The sequence below is a fragment of the Mycoplasmopsis agalactiae genome (genome assembly GCF_000089865.1).
GTDB lineage: Bacteria > Bacillota_I > Bacilli_A > Mycoplasmatales > Metamycoplasmataceae > Mycoplasmopsis > Mycoplasmopsis agalactiae_B.
The window spans coordinates 130,352-150,539 of record NC_013948.1 but is presented as its reverse complement, the minus strand read 5'-3'; the positions used below and the strand labels follow the sequence as shown (position 1 = coordinate 150,539).

Below are 20,188 nucleotides of genomic sequence, written 5' to 3'. Positions count from 1 at the left end.
AAACTGGTTTTAAAGCATTATTATTGAGCGCGCAAGTTTAAACTTTTATATCCTTCAACTTTTTTACCTTTGTAAAAGCCACAGTGTTCACAAACACGGTGTTGTTGAATCATATTAGAACAGTTTTTGCATGAGATTAAATTTTGCACTGGTAAAGCATCATGAGTACGTCTTTTGTGTTTACGTTGCTTAGATGTTTTACGTTTTGGAACTATAGCCATTGCACCCTCCTCATTATTAAAAATAGTTGTTGAAAAATAAGTATTTAAATTATAGTAAAAAAATAAATTTTTTTATTTATTTAATAAATTTTTATGATGCTTATCCTGAATACAGCCATGTGTGCTTCTTTGCCTGTTTTATAGGCTTATAGGTCAATTGAAATATTATTTATAGGTTCATAGTTGCCACAATATAAAAAATTTAGCCCAGCGGCCAAATTTTTTAAGATTTTAATTTGTTGTCGTAATAAATGTTTATTTCTGTCTGAACTTCATGTGTAACAGGATGAATTGGAATATGTTTAACATGGTATTTAAATCCTTTTAAATCATCCAATTTTTTACCTGGATTATCTGACTTAAAGTCTTTAAATGTATATTCGCTTTCAATTTTATATAAGTTTTGAAGGTAGTCTTTTTGATAGTCATTAAATGCCTTACCATAACCAGGGAACTTGTCTTCTGAAAACTCGTTGTCTAAAACATATTTATATAAACTTTGAATAGCAGGAGTATATCTTATATAGTCAAAAGCAAAGTATGCACCATATTTTTCATATCATTCATCTTTATCTTTATCAGCAGCAACATTTTTTCTAGCTTTTTCAATGTCATCTGAGTTTCAAAACTCATCAGGTTGATCATAACCGGCAAAAACTGTTTTATTTACTGCATCAATCATATCTAGCGCAACATCTTCTTCAGTTGAATCAGCAATAACAAATCCATCAACTAAAAGTAAGTTAACTGAAGGACGAATAAATCTAACAACACCATCAGGAACTTCTGAATTTTTGACATTATCTAATGAATAAAAGGCATCAACTGCATCACCATTATAAATAATAGCTACATTAAATTTCTTTGTAGGATCAATTAATGTATTAAGCAAGTCTAAACCGTTTCCACTAGTTCTAACTCTTTCAGTGTCTGTAATTTTAAAGCCAGTTGAATCCTCAAACATATCAACAAATTGGTCAATTAAATCTCTATAGATTTCAGTTCTAATTTTTTTATTAGTTATATTTGTTTCTTCAGTTATAACAGCTTCGCCAGTTGGCTGAGGAACTCTTTTTCCTGTTTTAGTATCTAGCCTATATGATGAGCCATAGATCATATTATCACGCACTGCATTGGTGTATTGATAATATTTAAAAGCATCTTGTTCTGAATTAGTGCCATAAGGATTTCTAAGTAATTTAAGAGCTTCTGACATTGGTAAATGACTGTGCTCTTCTATTTTTTCTTTTCCTGTATTCTTATCAACAACTTTTTCCTTATATTTATTATTTGGATTATTAATTATCTCAATAAGTTTAGAGTTGATTTGTTTTTCAATGCCATTATGCACACCAGCAAAGTAGTCACTAATAGAGTTTTTATACTTAGAGTCATATTCTTTTTTGGCTATTTCATAGTCCTTTTGGGCTTGCTCTCCATCACTTTCAACTGGCTCTTCAGGAGCTTCCATGTGAAATGGCTTGAATAAATTATTATATTTAGCTAGCTTTTGAGGATTATATGCAATAACCATATCTTGCATGAAGTAAGGTATGAAATAATCATATAAATGAAGTCTTTCTTCATTTGGCAAGTCTTTTTGTGTTTTATTAGGAACAATTGTGCCATTTTCATCAAAAACAGGCACATTGTCTAATAGCGCATCATATGATTTAATGTGCTCAAAAACAACAGGGTTATATATAACTTTTAAATTTTCCTCAGTAGTTTTTGAATCATCTCATTTGGCTTTAAAAATCTTTTTAAAGTCAGATCTTTTGAACTTTCTTAATAGTGGTTTGCCTTGATTGCTATTAATTAATAGCTTAGTAGCTTGACTATCACTACCAATTCCGCCTGCTGTTTTGTTAGTTAATATATCTCTAGTAAATTCATCCAAAACTGCAAACTGTTTGTATTCAAAACGCTGACTTAGTTTTTCTAAGTTATACTCATCTATGTATGCTTGATAGTTAGAAAAAACAGGTTTAAAAGCACTTTTTGTATATTTATAAGAAACAGCACCAACAGCAACTGTTGCAGCTGAAAGAGCAGCTAGTGAAAAACCAACTTTTTTAGTTAGCACTTTAGATTTAATAAACTGCATAAATTTATTGCTTTTCATCAGTGCCTCCTATTTCAAATAAAGATGTTTTTGTTACTATTTCTTCCTTATTTGCCTGTTCTATAGACTTTTTTGCTCTTTTGCTAGCTCTAGCTATTTTAATTCATTTATATGAAATATAAATAGCATTAAATGATAAAACAATGATTAATAATGAAGCGCCAACAACTAGTCCTCATGCTCTAAATTCACCTTCATATAATTTAGTGCCTAATGTAGATGTATTTGAAACTGTTCTTAAAATAATGAAGTCATCAAAACTTAAGAAAGCAGCAACAATAGCAGCAAAAAAACTAGAAGGAAGCATGTAAACAAAATAGGTTTTAAATCATGCTCTAAGTTTGCTATATCCTAAGTCTTGAGCAGCTTCAAATAATGATGCATTGAATTTATCACTTCTTGGAAACATTAAAGTAATAGCATATGGAAGAGCCATTACTGTGTGACCAACGATCCCACGAAATAGGCCTTCACGTGTATTTGCTAGTGTACCAAATAATACTGAAAATAATAAAGCAAGGCCGATAGCACTGATGTTATCTGGGTTAATTAGTGGCACATTATTAGTTCCTAGAATCATCTTGCTATAAATTCTATTTTTTTGTCTTCACATACCATAACATGTAAAAAGAGAAATAGTTACGACAATAACCGAGACAGCAAAAGCTATAACTAATGAATTAAGCAGTGCAATGCCTCTGCCTTCGTTAAAAAATGTAGCTCAGTTGTTGGTAGTAAAACCATTTCAACTTGTTCTAACAAATCCTTTACTACTTGGATTGTTAAAACTAAAGATTGCAGCATATAAAAGTGGAATATAGAATGCTAATAATATTATGTGGATATAGAAACTTTTAAAGAATTTAGCTACCTTATTCATATCTTGCTCTCCTTCTTCTTTTGAATACTCTTGGCAAGAAACTAATTAGTGCGAATGTTCCTATAAATATGATTGATACGACAATTACTAAGGTTGTACCAATTGACACTTCATATTGGTTAGCTGGATTAGTGTAATTATTAATTACAGTACCAATTAATTGATGCTGTGAACCGTCAGGCAATAATTTATCGCTTATAACAAAGTTAGTAGCGCTAGATAAGAAAATAATTCCTAGACCACTTAAAATTGCCTTACTACTATATGGTAATATCACCCTAAATAATGTTCTAACCGGCCCATTGCCTAAATCATGAGAAGCCTCAATAATATTTTCTGGCATATCTCTAAACACTGAATAAAGTGGCATTATCATATACGGCAAGTTTAAATAAGTTAAGCCAAAAATCATGAATCAGATCGCATTAAGATCGTTTTCTTTAGAAACTAAGGTTAAAAAGAAACCACGCACTGCATATATTTTGGCAATTGTAAAAATTACTAAAGGGCTTAAAATAAGGCTCATAGCGTAAATTGGCATAATTCTGTTTTTACTTCTTGCAACAAAATATGCATATGGCAAGCCTATAATTAAGCAAAGCAGTGCTGAAATTATTCCAATAAATAAACTTCTTCAAATCTTTGTTCAAGTTTTTGAATCTTTAACTAGCTTGAATGAGTCAAAAGTAGGGTCAGCTATGTGAATAACTGAATTAACAATTATTAAAATAATTGGTAAGAACACTAAAAGAATAGCTATAAAAATGTATGGGAATAAGAATAATAATCTTCTGTTGAGTCCTAATGAGGCTTTAATTCCTGAATTCATTAGAAGTATAATCTCACTTGCTATCTTTATTCATTAAATGAATACTGTCAATTGTTCAACTAATGTCAACAACATCATTTAATTCAAATTTCTTAGCGGTTTCAACATAAATATATTCACCCATATTAAGCTTAACTTTTAGGTAATAGTAGCTTCCACGGTAAGCAATATCTTGGATGCTTCCTCTTAGTTTTTCTTTAGTTTTCTTACTTTCTTTACTCTTTTCAACTTCTTCATCTTCATCAACTAAAATAATGTCAATGTCTTCAGGACGAATTAAAACGTCCACTTCTTGCTCATTGGCAAATTCATCTTCGTCATGAACTGTTTTAAATGTTTTGCCCAAAAGGTCTACTGTACAGTCTTCTTTGTTAAAAATTCCATTGAAAATATTTGAATCACCAATAAATGAAGCGACTCATTTATTAACTGGATAGTCATAAATATTTTTAGGGCTATCATATTGTTCAATTCTGCCCCCACGCATAACAGCAACCATATCTGAAAGCTCTAATGCTTCATCTTGATCATGGGTAACAAAAATAAATGTTAGACCTAATTTTTGTTGCAAGCTTCTAAGTAATACTTGCATTTTTTGCCTAATTTTAGCATCCAAAGCACTAAGAGGCTCATCTAAAAGCAAAATACTTGGCTTAATAATTAAGCTTCTTGCAAGCGCAACTCTTTGACGCATACCGCCAGAAAGCTCACTGATTGCTTTCTTTTCATTACCTTCTAAGCCAACTAGCTTTACAAAGTCTTTAACTAACTGATCAATTTCATTCTTAGTTAGTTTTCTTTTTAAAAATTTATTTTCAAAAGATTCAGTTTGTTGCTGAACATAGTTTTCTCAATATGAATAATTAAAGTCTGATCTATCCAATCACTTTTGTCTTCTTCTGTAAGTAATTGTATTTGGCTTTAATGTTTCCATTTCTTCAATGTACTTATCTTGCAACTCATCTAATTCTTGCATTTTTTTCTTAGCTAATTCAGTTCATTTAATTTTCTTTTGCGCCAAGATTCTTTCATATCTAGGATTTATAGTTTCCTTAGGTACTCTTTTAAGCGGAAGACCAAATTTTATGTTGCCTTCAACATTTAAATGTGGAAATAATGCATAGTCTTGAAAAATGGTTGATAAATCTCTTTTATGAGGCGGCAAATCTTTAATGTCTAGTCCATTAAACTGAATTTCACCACGAGTGGTTTTCTCAAAGCCCGCGATAAGTCTCAAAATAGTAGTTTTACCGCTACCAGATGGGCCTAATAATGTGACAAAGTCACCTTTTTTGATGTTCAATTCGATGTTATCTAAGACAATTTTGCCATCGAATTCTTTGACAACTTCCTTGAGTTTAATAATGTAAGGAAGCTTTTCTTTTTTTTGTATCACAAATCCTCCTTGAATATTTTTTAAATTTAAAAAAATACAGAAGGGGAGACTGTGTCATACAAATTTTGACTATATTCAGTAACAAAAAAAGGCAATGAAGGATTTATGTCTTCATTGAATATCATAAGTGCTATTTTTAATCAATAACGGCTCTCTTTTATTACTTTTATAATCATTAGTTTAATTATTTTATAATATATTTATTTTTTATAGAAAATTTTAATTTTTGAATATATATTTAATTTGAAAGGGGCAAAAATGAAGCAATATCCTAGCTATGATAAAGTAAAAGATGAGCATAAATGAGACTTAGAATCAATTTTAGAAGGCCAAAGTTTTGAATATTGATTAGATAAGTATGTAAGCATTTTTAAAGAGCTTATTGAAATTAAAGATTCAAAATATGAAAGCATAGAATCGTTTATTTCTGGACTTAAGTTAAATGAACAAATGGAAATTGTGGCTAATAAATTACACAATTATATTTCTAATAAAACTAACATTAATTTAACTGATCCACAACCCCAAGAAATGGCTCTTAAATTTGATTCAGCTAATGAAGAATTAAATAAAGAATATGGTTCAGAAATCAACAGATTTTTTAAAAATGCTGATAAATTGAAATTATGAGTAAATGATGAAAGACTTAAATCATATAGAAAAATGATTAATGACACTTTAGATTCATTTAATCATAAATTATCAAATGATGTTGAAGAGTACTTGAATGAAGTTGCTTTTGGTGAGCCTAATTTAGAAGAAGTTTTTAATATCTTAACCGATGCTGAACTAAGATATGATGATGTGCTCGATTCAAAAAATAAAAAGCACAAACTTGACCCAATTTCATATTCAAAAATGCTTAAATCTGATGATGCACTCTTGCGTAAAAATGCTGTTTTACAGTACAGGAAGGCAAAATTACAGCACAAAGAATCACTAGCTAATATGCTTGTGCAAACTTTTAAAAATATCTCTGTTAATGCTAAAGTAAGAAAATACAAAGATTCAATTAATATGCTGACTTATGAAGATAAAGTAAGTGATGAAATACTATTAAAGTTGTTCGAAAATATTGCTTCTTTAAAAGATGATATTTTTAAATACTGAAAACACTACAAAAAGTACTATGAAGCACACTTTAAGGAAAAGTTTAGAATTCTTTACGATTCAAACAGAGATATTTTTAAGGTCAAAAACAAATATAGTGTTGAGGAAGCAAAAGAGATAGTTTATAATGCTTTATTACCTTTTGGTTCTGAGTACTCTGATACTATAAAACAGGCTTATAATGAAAAATGAGTTGACTTTATGAGTGTCAAAAATAAGCTCTCTGGTGCATACTCAATTGGAAGTACCTATGGCATAAATAAAAAGTATATTTTGATGAACTTTGATGGCGAGCTTAATTCAGTTGAAACATTAGCTCATGAATTAGGCCACTCAATGCACTCTTATTTTTCTGACAAAAATAATGACATAACTAATGCTAGTTATCCAATATTTTTAGCTGAAATAGCTTCAATTTTTAATGAATCAATGCTTTATGACTACTTGATAGAAAAATCAAGCAGCAAAATTGAAAAATTTACTATCTACAGCCACATAATATCAGGCTTCTTTGGCACAACAGTAACACAAGCCAAATGAGCTAACTATGAATATGAACTTTATAAAAAAGTGGATGCAAACGAAGTTGCTCCAAATTATGAAGAAGTGGCAAAAATATATTATGAAACTCTCAAAAAGTACTATAAAAAGCCTAGAAAATTCAAAAAAGAAGAGCAAATTGCAGCTGTAACAATCCCTCATTTTTATATGGGCTTCTATGTTTATAAATATGCAATAGGTCAGCTTGTGGCAAACTATTTTTACAATCAATATAAGCTAAGAGGAAAAGAATTTTTAGATAAATATATCAATAATTTTCTTTCAGCAGGCAATAGAGATTATCCTCTAAATACACTAAAGTCAATGGGGGTTGATTTAACCAGTGATGAATTTTACAAACAAGGTTTTGCACACTTTCATAAATGCTTAAATGAATGAATTAAGTTAGGTGATGAAATTTTTGCTAAATCAAAAGCTAAAAAACATACTACTATGCCTATAAAACAGACATAAAAAAATATTGGGGTTGTCCAATATTTTTTTAATTTATTTATATGGTGTTCATTCTCACTCTTTAACTTCTGGCAAGTCAGTACCATATTCTTTAATATATGCTCTGTGTTCTTTAATTTTATCTTCCATTAGTTTTACTAATTCATTTGCTTTAGATTCTCCAACAACTGGTGCTAATTTTTTAGCAACATTAGCTGTCATATGGAATCTGTCCATTTCACTAAGTAAACGAATGTCAAATGATGTTGTTATATCACCATTTTCTCTATAGCCGTGAGTAATAATGTTGTGATTTGAACGCAAGAAGAAAATATCTCTTAAAATTGCTTCATAACCATGGAAGGCAAATAGAATAGGCTTATCTTTTGTAAAGATTGAGTCGAATTCAGAATCGCTTAATCCTCTAGGGTCAATGCTTGGATGTCTTAGTTTTAGTAAGTCAAGTACATTAACAAATCTAATTTTTAATTCAGGGAAATGAGCACGAAGGTATGTAATTGTTGCTAATGATTCAATTGTTGATTCAGTTCCTGATGCAGCAACAACTAAATCAGGCTCTTCGTTTGGTTTAATATTTGATGCTCAATCAATGATTTTTACACCTTTTTCAACTAATTCAGTAGCTTCTTCAATGCTAAAGAATTGATGTCTAGGTTGTTTTGATGAAATAATTAAGTTAATAACATTTCTATCTTGCAATGCTTTAGCCATTGTTGCAAGTAATGTGTTTGTATCTGCTGGAAGATATTCTCTAATTAATTCAGGTCTTTTGTCTGCTAAGTGTCCAATTAAGCCTGGATCTTGGTGAGTATAACCATTATGATCTTGTTGGAAAGCGTTTGAGGTCGCTATAACATTAAGTGAAGGATAATCATTCCTTCAAGGAATGTCTAGTGCTTTTTTAACTCATTTCATGTGTTGAGTAAGCATAGAATCAACTACTCTTAAAAATGATTCATATGAAGCAAAAACACCATGTCTTCCTGTTAGCACATATCCTTCAAGCATACCTTCAGCTTGATGTTCTGATAGTTGCGAGTCAATAATTCTACCTACAGGTGATAAAAATTCATCATATTTTTCATCAATTCTGTCTAATCATTGACGATCAGTTACTTTAAACATTTCATATAGTCTGTTTGACTTATGTTCATCAGGTCCTCAAACTCTGAAATTATCTTTATTTAGCAAGCTTAATTCACCTAAATATGAACCTAAAGTAACCATATCTTGGTTAATAATTTTGCCAGGTTGTTTAATATCTAGTGCAAATTTTGTTCAATCTCCAACATTTATGGCTCTAGGGTTAATACCACCATTAGCAACAGGGTTCTTGCCCATTCTCCTGTCGCCTTTTGGAGCAATATCAGCTATTTCAGGCTTCAATTGGGCATTTTCGTCAAATAATTCTTCTGGTCTATATGATCTTAATCAGTTTTCAAGTGCATCAATGTGTTGCATTTTTTCTGCTGATACAGGAACTGGAACTTGGTGTGCTCTGAAACTTCCTTCAATTGCTTCATGATTTCATTCTTTAGGTCCAGTTCATCCTTTTGGTGACTTAAGAACAATCATTGGTCATTGTGGCCTTTTAGCTTTATTGGCACCATTTTGCTTAGCTTCGGCTTGATATTGTTTAATTAATTCCACACTTGCGTCAAGTGCTTTAGCCATTTCATGGTGCATATATTCAGGATCATTGCCTTCAACAATAAATGGTTTTCAACCAGCACCTGTGAAATATGAAACTAATTCTTCATTTGATCTACGTGATCAAATTGTTGGGTTTGAAATTTTACCACCATTTACGTGTAAGATAGGCAATACTGCTCCATCATTAGCAGGGTTAATAAATGAATTTATAAATCAGCCAGCTGAAAGAGGGCCAGTTTCTGATTCACCGTCACCAACAACAGTAGCAGCAATAACATCAGGGTTATCTAAAACTGCACCCGCTGCATGTGATAATGAATATCCTAATTCGCCACCTTCATGAATAGAACCAGGACATTCAGGAGCAGCATGACTAGCTGTTCCACCAGGGAATGAGAAGTATTTAAATAAGTGTGTCATTCCTTTGATGTCTTTAGTAACATGTGGGAATAGTTCAGTATATGAGCCATCAAGATATGTGTTTGAAGCTATAACTTGACCGCCATGGCCTGGACCACTAATGAAAAACATATTAAGGTCATATTTGTTTATGATTCTGTTTAAATGTGCATAAATAAAGTTTTGACCAGGAACTGTTCCTCAGTGACCAATTGGGTAAATTTTTACATCATTATTGGTAAGTGGTGTTTTTAAAAGTGGATTATTTCTTAAATACATTTGACCAACTGATAAATAGTTAGCAGCTCTTCATCAGGCGTCAACTAAATTTAGATATTCCTTACTGTCAAAATCGTGTGACTTTTTCATAATTACTCCTTTGAAGTTTTATTACATAATACTCACAACATGACTTATAAATATTAGTATAAAAAATTATAATGTAAATTAAGGCGTTTTAAGTCTGGCTAAAAAAATAAAAAGTTTAATATGGAAATAATGCCTTTTTTCTTAAAATTGGTTTCAAAAAACGGCCTAGTGCCGTCTTTTTGATTTTTTATGCCATAAAGTTTGCATTTGCACGTTCTTTTATTTCTTGACTTACTGAAAATGGAACTCTTGTTGTATAACCTTCTTTAGAAGCAACCATTGCTTTAGTTGGTCATTCAAAAATTGCTTTGTTTCATATAGCAACAGTATCATTATAAAGTTCTCTTGCTGCTGTAATTTCTGCTTGACTTCTTCTGTTTTCATCCATAACTCTGTGAAGTAATTCATGAGCTTTTAATTCTGGATATCTTTCAAATTGTACGTTGACATTTCTTAAGCCTTGAAGAGTTGAAGCAACAGAATTAAATGTTTTATCAATATCTTCAGCTACTTGTGCCCGGTTAGCATCGGTAATATTTACACCGCTTCTATATGCAGTGATTTTTTCTAAAACTTCAGTCTCAAATCTAACTGCCTCTTTAGCAATAGTTACAGCATTATTCATTATATTAACTCTATTTAATAAGTAGGCATCTATTGTTGAAGACTTAGCTTGGATTTCTTGTTCTAATTTTTGTAAGTAGTTTTTAGCCTTAACTTTTTTAAATAGAAAAATTATTCCAGGGATTATTAATAGTAGTCATAATATAACTTCAAACAAAGTCGAACGTCATGTTACTTTAGCAGGAATTTGCTTATGAATAACATTAACATCTCTTCCTTGAGGATTAACTGGGCCAGTTAATTCATCTAATTGATTTGCCATATTTCTCCTTTAAAACAGTTATTTTTATGTTTAAAATTATATATTAAATTTTCATATTTATCTGTGTGCAGCTAGTTGTTAACTTATACAAAAATAGCAATTTAGTTTAGCCCTTTTTGGAACACTCTTACATAGCTAGAAAGCGTTTCACCTTTAGCTAATGATTGACTTTCATCAGCAAATTCATTTAACACTTCATTTAACTCATCAAGATATGAATCGCTGCTTTCGAATTCATTAATTTTACCAACTTGAATTACAAATTCACGGTGCTCAGGAGTATATAAAGTTCAATGAACTGGAATGGTATGAAGTTCACCATCAGATCCCATTTTAGTTACATAATCAGTCTCAATTGATGTTGAAAAACCTTGAGCTTGGACACTAAATTCTTCAAAATTAGAATCTGACTTATGCATGTCCGAGATGTTAACCACAAATTCAGTGTCTGTTCAATTATTTTTGCCTGATTTATTTATTGTGCTGTGTGCAAGCTTTTCTAATTCTAAATATGAAAGACTCCTGTCATTAGTTTTATTTAGTGGTTTTTCAATAGATGATATATAGTTAGGAATGCATAATAATGGAGCTATGCTGAAATAAAATTCTTTGAAAAACAAGGCCATTTTTTGATTAAACTTGTTGAAAACTTCATTATATGAGTATGAATTGCACTCAATTATTTCTTTAAATATTTCATTATCTTCATATTCCAATTGAGTGTTCTCAATTAAGTTAACATTGCCACTTTTAGAGAATTTAAAATTATCACCATAACCGTTTTTCTTATCTAAAAGCAAATTTGTCATATTCTTCTGTGCCAAAGGGGGAAAGAGCTCACGATACTCTCTTTCATTATCTCTATTAGTTGCATCAAATAAAGATTCAAATTTAGTGTTGCTCATTACTCTAAATGATAAATTCTTAGCAATGGCTTTTTCAGTAAGCTTAGTTAGTTCCTCACCTCTTTTTCTTAAAAACTTTTCTATTTCCCGCTCATTCATTGCATTAACTTTTGTTGGTTTTCTAAAGAAGCTAAGTTTTGTACCTTCATTTGAGCCAAAAAGCAAGTAATTATCATCACTAAATTCAGGCGCTGGTTTTGTTACAGTAGCTACAAGTACTTCTGATCTTTGTCTGCTTCTGGCTTCATTATTAACGTAGTATGTCTCTGTTCATGTTATGGTTATAGATCCACTGTAATCAACATCAACATATCTTCAGCCTCTTTTATTAACAAAAATAAAAGGAGAAGAAAATAAAGTTCCACTTAAGAGTGATTTGCAATATGTATTTTCGCTCTTGCTTAAAAGTTTATGAGCACCATATTCACTTACAAAGCTGTTATATCATTCATTCATTAAGTACTTATCAAACTTAATTTCTGGCATTGTTTTTTGCAAAATTTCTTCTTTGATGCCATGTCTTTCTAAAAGTGAGAGCAGTGGCTCTATTGCACTTGAAACTTTTTTGTATGCCTCTCCCTTGGCTATTATGTCTTTAATTAATTGCTTTTTGTTTTTAATAAATTTAACTAAGAAAAGACCAAATGATAAACCAAGGAAAGTAACACCTAATATTGGCGCTACAATAACCTGTGCTAAATCAGCACTGCTATATATTACTGCATCTAAAATTTTGAACTTTAAAACAACTCCGAATCATAAAAATGCTACTAGTCCAAGAACCAAAAATACTATAAATCAGGCCAAAAAGGATGAAACAGCTCTGCTTGTTTTTTCTTTTTTGTTGGCTGCTGCTTCATAATTTTTTGCAAGTGTTTGGCACTCTTCTACAGAAATATTAGACTTCTTTACTGCGTTTTCAAAATATTTATTTGTCTCTTCTATAAACTTTTCTCTAAGCGGCAAATAATTTGAATTAGGGTCATAATTTGCTCAAATAGTTTCCGAAATATTCATACCTTAAACTCCATTTATATAGTATGTTAATTATATTAAATTTAAAATTTAAGTGCCTTTTTTTATTATGTTCACTAAAAGAAAAGCAAGAGAAAACTCTCTTGCTTTGCGCTAAATAATCATATGATCTTTGTCTAAATAGTAGGCTAAAAACTCGTCAACTGCTTTTTTACGATATTTATAGTATGTTGTTTTTGAATAAAACTCTTCATATCAGTAATTGTTTTCCTTTTCCAAAAATTCTTTAGTTATTAAATGCTTATAATTATCTTCTAAGCACTCAAGCGCCCTATTGAATTTGTCAGAAAAAAATGTGCGGCTTCTATGATGAATTTTGTTTCTATCACTATAAAGTAAATTGCTTCTTTCGTCTAACTTTGCACGAGCTTTTTCTATCCTACATATTGTGGCAACAAACTTATATTTTTCTAAGTCTGACATTGCGTAATTTAAAACATTATGAAGCGATATGTTATTTATCATAATTTTCCTTTATTTGGCATAAGTTATGAAAATAAAACCGCTATCAATGTTAGTAATTAATATGCTTTAGCAAAAATAACATACTTGTTAGTTTGCGATCTACATTCTTCAAAAATGCATTTGTTAACCTTGCCAGGTTTTAATGATTTTCTAGGAATGCATCTAGTTGTTGCGCCTGTCTCTTCTTTGATTTTTATCTCTGCTTCTTCAGCACAGCAAAAAGGAGCTAAAACAAATTTGTTCTCCTTAATTTTAGTTTTGAATTCTTCATAGTTATCAACAAGGACAGTATTTTCATCAAGTTTTCTTTTGGCATTTTCATAAAGATTATTATGAATGCTGTTTAGTAATTCACGAACCTTGCTCTTAACATCTGATACACTAACCATAGTTTTTTCTAAGGTGTCCCTACGCACTATAGTTACAGTTTTATTTTCTAGATCTTTAGGGCCAACCTCGATCCTAAGTGGTACACCTTGAATTTCAGAATTTGAAGCTTTATAGCCAGGAGATTTGTCAGTCGAATCAAGCCTTACTCTAAATTTTCTTTCTAGTTGCTTAGCTAATTCATTACAAAAGTCATGAACTTTAGGCTGTTTATTAGCAAATAATTCCAAAATATCAACTTGAACAGGAGCAACCTTAGGAGGAATAATTATTCCCCTATTATCACCATGGGTCATTATAATTGCGCCTAGTAATCTTGTAGAAACACCTCATGATGTTTGGTAAACAAACTCATCTTCATTTTTATCATTTTTGAAAGAAATTTCAAACTTTTTAGAAAAGTTTTGGGCTAAATAGTGGCTAGTTCCTGCTTGCAATGCTTTTCCATCTTTCATCATAGCTTCAACTGTATATGTTGAGCATGCTCCAGCAAATTTTTCATATGGAGTTTTCTTGCCAATAATTGTTGGTATAGCTAAATAATTTTTTAAAAATTTAGCATACACATTGATCATTTCTCTAGTTAATTTTCTAGCTTCAATTGCACTTTTGTGGCATGTGTGGCCTTCTTGCCATAAAAATTCCCTGCTTCTTAAAAATGGATTTGTTGTCTTTTCTCACCTTACGACATTTGCCCATTGATTGTATAAAATAGGCAAATCCTTATGTGAAACAATCATTTTTTTAAATAAGTCAGCAAATAAAACTTCTGATGTGGGTCTTACATAAATTTTTTGATCAAGCTCTTTATCACCAACTTTAGTTATTGTTGCTAACTCAGGGTTAAAACCAGCAATATGTTCTTTTTCTTTAGCAAGCAATCTGTCAGGAATGAACAAAGGAAGATATACATTTTGAACTTTTAAGCCTCTAAAAATTTCATTCAGCACCTTTTGTATTTGTTCTCAAATTCCATATGAATTTGGTTTAAAAATTAATGTTCCTTTAACTGGACCATATTCAATTAAGTTCCCTTGCTTTACAACATCAGTGTATCATTTAGCAAAATCTAGCTCTAAAGGGGTTATCTTTTCTAGTTCTTTCATAGTGATATGAATTTTATTAAATATTTAGCAAAAAGTTAAAAAAACAGGTCATAAATTCATAAAAAACGAGTTTTCAAACAAAAAAAGAAAGCCTCTCAGCTCTCCCTTTTTAAGTTATTACATTGCTTCTTCTTCAGGGCGTGTTAGAACACGGTGTCCGTCTGCAGTAACAAGCACATCGTCTTCAATTCTAGCACCACCAAGACCTGGGATGTAAATTCCTGGCTCAACAGTAATAATCATTCCTTCTTCTAAAACATAGTCACTGTGTGAGCTTACATTAGGAAGTTCATGAACGTCAATTCCTAAACCGTGTCCGGTTGAGTGTACAAAATATGATCCGTATCCTTGTTTTTGAATGTAATCTCTACATATTTTGTCAATGTCAGAAGCCTTAACACCTGGTTTAACTGCTTCACGGCCTAAACGAGCAGCTTCTTTAACAATTTCTAATATTTTTTCTTGTTCTGGTTTATCACTTATGTTTTGTCTTCCAAGAATAAATGTTCTAGTGATGTCAGCACAAAAACCATTGTATAGTGCACCAAAGTCAATCTTTAGTAATTCGCCACTTTTGATTCTTCTATCAGTTGGGTGGTGGTGTGGTTCAGCTGAGTTAGGTCCAGAAGCAACAATTTCATCAAAACTTTCTTTTTGAGCACCATATGTTTTCATTAAGTGGTTTAGTTTTGTTGCAATTTGTTTTTCAGTCATTCCTGGAATAATTCAGTCAACTAATTTTTCATAAGCTTTCAATGAAATGCTTATTACTTCTTCCATGGCCTTTATTTCTGCTTCACTCTTCTTAATTCTTAATTCTTGTCCCTTAATAAAGGCAACAGTTTTAGGATTAATTAGTTTAAGCAATCTATCAAATTCATCATAAACGATGTAGTCTTTTTCAAATGCAACTTTTTTATAGGCTTTTTGGTCAAAGAATTCCTTCAATGATTTTCCAGCTAATAAACGCACTTCAACATTTTGAGCATACTTTTCGCAGTATTCAATATATCTACTATCAACAAATAAATATGCCTTATCTCTTTCAATAATAATATAACCGTCAGTAGTTTGGACATTTGAATACCATAGTCTAGTTTGTGGTGCTGATGACACAATGCAATCTATGTTTTTTTCAGCAAATATTCTGTCTAACAATTGTCTATTCATAATAATTCCTTTTTTCTTAAAAAGATCTCTATATTTTAATTATAGCCAAATTTTTTGAGTGCACTTTTGTCATTGATTCATTTGTTAGAAACTTTGACTTTTAAATTTAGTGTCACTTTTGTATCAAACTGATTGCTCATTTTCATTCTGGCATTTGTGCCAATTTTCTTAATCATTGATGCACCTTTGCCGATTAAAATGCCTTTTTGAGAATCTTTTTTGACATAAATAATGGCATTAATAGTTATTCTGTCTTCTTCTTCGATAAAATCTTGTACTTCAACAGCTATTGAATGTGGCAGTTCATCAGTTAAAAGATTTATTGCACTTTCGCGAATATATTCTTTGGCCATAAATCGCATAGATTTATCTGTAATATAATCTTCGTCATAAAATGGCGGCGCATCATATGCATACTCTTTTAATATTTCAATTAGCGAGTCAACTGACTTATCGTTTTTATTTGAAACTGAGATAATTTTGCTAAAACCATACTCTTTTAAGTCATCAATTTTCTTAGCAATTTCATCAGGTGATTTAGCTAAATCAATTTTAGAGATAATAGCTATTTTATTTTTTGCATTCGTAATTCTTTCTAAAATGAGCTTATCGCCTGATTTTATATCTTCGTTTACTGGACTTAAAAATAGAACACAGTCGATATCTTTAAGAGAGCTAAATGCCTCCTTGTTTAGCGATTCGCCTAAAAGATTTAATGGTTTATGAATCCCTGGAGTGTCAACAAAAACAAACTGATATCCATCTTCAGTATAAACACCCATAATTTGGTCTCTAGTTGTTTGTGGCACATTTGAGACAATAGCCAAATCGTATTTAATAATCTTATTTAATAAAGATGATTTACCAACATTTGGTCTGCCTAGAATACTTATAATACATACTTTCATAATTGTGCTCGCTAAGATTTAATCTGTTCTGTTCTTATTGGATGTGGAGCTAGTTCAACAAGTTTGTTGACTCTCACATTATCGCCCGAATTATTGTATTGATAAATTAAGGCTTCGTCAGGCATAAATTCAGTTAAAACTTGCCTACAGCCAGCACAAGGTGAAATTACATCATTGCTTGATGAAATAATGTGTATTTCCTTAAATGTGCCTACTTCCGCACCATAAGCAACAGAACCGAATAATGCTGATCTTTCGGCACATAAGCCTGAAGGGAAGGCTGCATTTTCAACATTAACTCCTGGATATTCATTTCCATTTTTATCAATTGCTATAGCAGCTACTTGAAAGTGCGACCAAGGGCAGTATGAATACTTTAATAAACTTTTTAATTTTTCAACCATTCTTATTCCTCTCTTGTAATATTTAATGGATCAAATATTGCATCTACGATTTTATTCATTTCAATTCTTTCATTTTCAACTTCATGATCATATCCCATTAAGTGAATTAGTCCATGAGCATACAAATAACAATATTCTCTGCGCAATGAATGACCAAATTCCTTTGCTTGCTCTTCCACCTTTTCGTGACTAATTACAAGCTCGCCTAAGGGTAAAAAAGGCATACTTTTATAAAGACTTTTGTCGCCAAAATCAAAGGATAAAATGTCAGTCGCATAGTCTTTTTGTCTGTATTCTTTATTAAGTTTTTTGATTTTTCCGTTGTTTACAATGGAAACATCAACCGATATTTCCTTGTCCTCTAGCTTAAAATATGTTTGCAAATTGCTTAAAATTTGTTCATATTCGGCTTTAAAATTGAAAGAACTGCCGTTTTCAATGTTGATATTAACAATAACCATAACTATTATTATATTAAATTCATTTTTTATTGCTTGAATAGAAGATTAAATAGTGTTGTTTCCCCTAAATGAATTACGCCATCAATACTAATATCCTTTCTTAAAAGCGGTCTAAGATTGTCATCATAACTAGTAAAGTCAATTTGTGCACTGTTTTTTAAAATTTTTATGCTTGATACATTAATGTTATAGGCTTTTTCATTAATTTTTAAGATTATTTTTTGCCCTTGTTTTAGTGAATAAAATAATTTATTATTGCCTAATAAATGCATTCTATTTTTCTCATCTATATATAGGTTGATTTTTTCCGTTTTCTCTATTTTATAGTTAAATATGAAAATTAGCAGTATTACTGAGGCTACAAAAACTAGTGCAAGTCAAAATCATATTCATTTAGATATAATTGTTAATTTCATTGAGTCTTATTTCCTTTGAATTATGTACAAAATTATTACTATGACTGATTTCAAGAAACAGTGCATCTTTTTGATAATCTTTGATTGCTTTTTTTAACTCAGCTGAATTGTCAACGCTTATATTTTCAAAAGCTTCATCTAGCATAACAATTTTGTATTTCCTGGTAAGAAGCCTTAATAGCAATATGATTTGTTTTTGTCCGCTAGATAAATTTGAAGCATTATTATTAATTTCTATATTCATATTTATATTTGCTTTGTTTATCACATTTATCAACCCATATTTTTCAATATTTTGGTTAAGCACATTTACTTTCTCTTTGTTATTATCAATAATGAAATCTATGACTTTCATATTAGGAATAAATATATCGCTTGATATATAGATGGTGTTGTTTAACAAGTCTTCAAAATTAATTTGTTTTTGGTTAATTCCATTTATTAAATATAGACCTGTATAGTTATCAAAATCGCCTTTTATGAGTTTTAATAATGTGCTCTTCCCTGAGCCATTTGTTCCTTTAAAACAAGTGTTTTGGTCAATTTTTATATTTTCAAAATCCAGAATATTTATTCCTTCTTCATAGCCAAATTTAATACCTTTTAGCTCAATATTATCAACCTTATTAATAATGAGCCCATTGTCCATAACGTCTTTACGAGGTAAATTAAAAACAAAATTTATCTGGTTAACATATTTTTTAATTATTGAATTTGATGAAAGCAAGCTTGAAATAGATAATAATGGATTAATAAAGAAACTAACACTAGTCAAAAACATCATCATATCACCATTAGTTAGCTTGTTTTTAATAATTAAAAAAGTAGAAGCAAAAATTATTATGTTTGATATGTTGCCTATGAAAATGCTGTTGAATAAATTGTTGCTAGACCCTGTTTTATAGATTTTTTCGTCAACTTGCTTTTGGTTAATAGTTTTTTTGTATTGAGTGAGTCATAGATTATCAAAGTATCCCTGATCACTGAAATTATCTTTTGAATTAATATAATCAATATCAGCTTGAATTTTTTTAGATGCTGCATCAATTGAATAATTATGTAAGCTTTCTAGTCTACTTTGATAAATGTAGTTAGCAATAATCACAAGTATTATCAAACAAGCAACCAGAGCAAATAATAAATAATTAAGCCATATGAGCAGCAAGCCGGATAGAACTAAACTAAGAATTTCACTTATAAATGTGTATGCAAAATTCGCTTGAAACTCACTGATATATTGAATATATGCAGCTCTTTTAAAATATTCAGAATTATTTAGTTTGTATAAATTATTAATTGAAGTTTTTTTCAATTTTGAAAAAAACTCGGCACTTAATTTTATGTAAATTTTGTTAGTAATCTTATTAACTATATATGACTTAAAGTACTGATTTATAGCCTTTAAGATACATAATCACACAAAGAGTGTAAACACAACAATAATTGTCTTGTTTAGAAAATTTGGAAGTATAAAATCAAAAACAATTTTTATGAAAAATGATGAAGAGAATGATAATAATAAGTTAATAAATGTTGAAATTAATAGTGGATATGCATATTCTCTGTTTGAAATTAGGCTTTTTATTCTGTTATCGATGACAAACTTGCCTTTTTCTTTTGACAGTTTTAATGGCGAAACTAGAGCTATTACATTTGCATACTGCTCTTTGAGCACTTTTTCATCCATTTTGACTAGTTTTCCTAATTCTGGATCCTGAATATAAAACTTGTTGCCCTTAATTTTTAAAAGCACAACATAATGACTATAGCCATTTCTGTTCAAAAGCAATATAAGTGGCAAGTCTTGCTTATTTAACGATGTTAGAGCATCAAATTCTCCAGAATACGAATCTAATTTAAGTCCATTTTCGCTAGCCATGCTTTTTAAATTAAACAAACTTATGCCATCTTTGCCATAAGAACAGTTAATTTTTAAATAATTTATATCAACCTCTTTATGGTGATAATAATTTATTAGATAACTTAAGACATGCAATCCACAGTCTCGTTGATCTTCTTGCTTACTTATTCTCATATCTTAAAATGTAG

At 30.4% G+C, this 20,188-nt stretch carries 17 protein-coding genes; 1 reads left to right on the top strand and 16 read right to left on the bottom strand.

Annotated elements, in window-relative coordinates; all coding sequences use genetic code 4:
- Positions 1 to 20: 20 nt before the first annotated feature.
- The 5 genes from rpmF to MAGA_RS00660 all read right to left on the bottom strand — a co-directional run bounded on the left by rpmF (position 21) and on the right by MAGA_RS00660 (position 5,451).
- On the bottom strand, positions 21 to 221 hold the full coding sequence (gene rpmF / locus MAGA_RS00680; RefSeq protein WP_004024309.1) for a 50S ribosomal protein L32: 201 nt from the start codon (positions 219 to 221) through the stop codon (positions 21 to 23).
- Between the two features lie 223 nt (positions 222 to 444).
- Positions 445 to 2,346, bottom strand: a complete 1,902-nt coding sequence (locus tag MAGA_RS00675; protein WP_013021793.1) for a hypothetical protein — start codon at positions 2,344 to 2,346, stop codon at positions 445 to 447.
- Entirely contained in the window at positions 2,333 to 3,226 is an 894-nt protein-coding gene (locus tag MAGA_RS00670; RefSeq protein WP_013021792.1) for an ABC transporter permease, read from the bottom strand. The genes MAGA_RS00675 and MAGA_RS00670 overlap by 14 nt, the downstream gene beginning before the upstream one ends.
- Positions 3,219 to 4,055 carry an ABC transporter permease gene (locus MAGA_RS00665; protein ID WP_013021791.1) on the bottom strand — a complete coding sequence of 279 codons (837 nt, stop codon included), beginning with the start codon at positions 4,053 to 4,055 and terminating at the stop codon, positions 3,219 to 3,221. The genes MAGA_RS00670 and MAGA_RS00665 overlap by 8 nt, the downstream gene beginning before the upstream one ends.
- Complete coding sequence (locus MAGA_RS00660; RefSeq protein WP_013021790.1) at positions 4,039 to 5,451, bottom strand: ABC transporter ATP-binding protein; 1,413 nt, start codon at positions 5,449 to 5,451, stop codon at positions 4,039 to 4,041. The genes MAGA_RS00665 and MAGA_RS00660 overlap by 17 nt, the downstream gene beginning before the upstream one ends.
- A 258-nt stretch (positions 5,452 to 5,709) precedes the next feature.
- Between MAGA_RS00660 and pepF the strand changes: the two genes are divergently transcribed.
- Entirely contained in the window at positions 5,710 to 7,575 is a 1,866-nt protein-coding gene (gene pepF / locus MAGA_RS00655; protein ID WP_013021789.1) for an oligoendopeptidase F, read from the top strand.
- Positions 7,576 to 7,608: 33 nt separating this feature from the next.
- Here the strand turns inward: pepF and MAGA_RS00650 are convergent, their stop codons facing one another.
- The 11 genes from MAGA_RS00650 to MAGA_RS00600 form a co-directional block, all read right to left on the bottom strand.
- A complete protein-coding gene (locus tag MAGA_RS00650) occupies positions 7,609 to 9,996 on the bottom strand; it encodes a phosphoketolase family protein (RefSeq protein ID WP_013021788.1) in 2,388 nt (795 codons plus the stop codon).
- A 187-nt stretch (positions 9,997 to 10,183) separates the two neighbouring features.
- Positions 10,184 to 10,882 (bottom strand): LemA family protein, encoded by a 699-nt coding sequence (locus tag MAGA_RS00645; protein ID WP_013021787.1) that lies wholly within the window; start codon positions 10,880 to 10,882, stop codon positions 10,184 to 10,186.
- 101 nt (positions 10,883 to 10,983) lie between these two features.
- Positions 10,984 to 12,804: an MAG1210 family protein gene (locus MAGA_RS00640; RefSeq protein ID WP_013021786.1), complete on the bottom strand. Its 1,821-nt coding sequence runs from the start codon at positions 12,802 to 12,804 to the stop codon at positions 10,984 to 10,986.
- Positions 12,805 to 12,915: 111 nt separating this feature from the next.
- Positions 12,916 to 13,287 (bottom strand): MG284/MPN403 family protein, encoded by a 372-nt coding sequence (locus MAGA_RS00635; RefSeq protein ID WP_013021785.1) that lies wholly within the window; start codon positions 13,285 to 13,287, stop codon positions 12,916 to 12,918.
- Between the two features lie 56 nt (positions 13,288 to 13,343).
- Positions 13,344 to 14,780 carry a proline--tRNA ligase gene (gene proS, locus MAGA_RS00630; protein WP_013021784.1) on the bottom strand — a complete coding sequence of 479 codons (1,437 nt, stop codon included), beginning with the start codon at positions 14,778 to 14,780 and terminating at the stop codon, positions 13,344 to 13,346.
- A gap of 117 nt (positions 14,781 to 14,897) precedes the next feature.
- Positions 14,898 to 15,950 (bottom strand): aminopeptidase P family protein, encoded by a 1,053-nt coding sequence (locus MAGA_RS00625; RefSeq protein ID WP_013021783.1) that lies wholly within the window; start codon positions 15,948 to 15,950, stop codon positions 14,898 to 14,900.
- Between the two features lie 35 nt (positions 15,951 to 15,985).
- Positions 15,986 to 16,858, bottom strand: a complete 873-nt coding sequence (gene era, locus MAGA_RS00620; protein ID WP_013021782.1) for a GTPase Era — start codon at positions 16,856 to 16,858, stop codon at positions 15,986 to 15,988.
- Positions 16,859 to 16,869: 11 nt separating this feature from the next.
- Positions 16,870 to 17,262, bottom strand: coding sequence for a cytidine deaminase (gene cdd / locus MAGA_RS00615; protein ID WP_013021781.1), 393 nt, complete (start codon positions 17,260 to 17,262; stop codon positions 16,870 to 16,872).
- A gap of 2 nt (positions 17,263 to 17,264) precedes the next feature.
- Complete coding sequence (gene ybeY / locus MAGA_RS00610; RefSeq protein WP_013021780.1) at positions 17,265 to 17,723, bottom strand: rRNA maturation RNase YbeY; 459 nt, start codon at positions 17,721 to 17,723, stop codon at positions 17,265 to 17,267.
- A 26-nt stretch (positions 17,724 to 17,749) separates the two neighbouring features.
- A complete protein-coding gene (locus MAGA_RS00605; RefSeq protein WP_013021779.1) occupies positions 17,750 to 18,139 on the bottom strand; it encodes an MAG1140 family protein in 390 nt (129 codons plus the stop codon).
- A complete protein-coding gene (locus MAGA_RS00600; RefSeq protein ID WP_013021778.1) occupies positions 18,117 to 20,174 on the bottom strand; it encodes an Mbov_0121 family peptidase domain-containing ABC transporter in 2,058 nt (685 codons plus the stop codon). Before MAGA_RS00600 ends, MAGA_RS00605 begins: the two co-directional genes overlap by 23 nt.
- Positions 20,175 to 20,188: the final 14 nt, after the last annotated feature.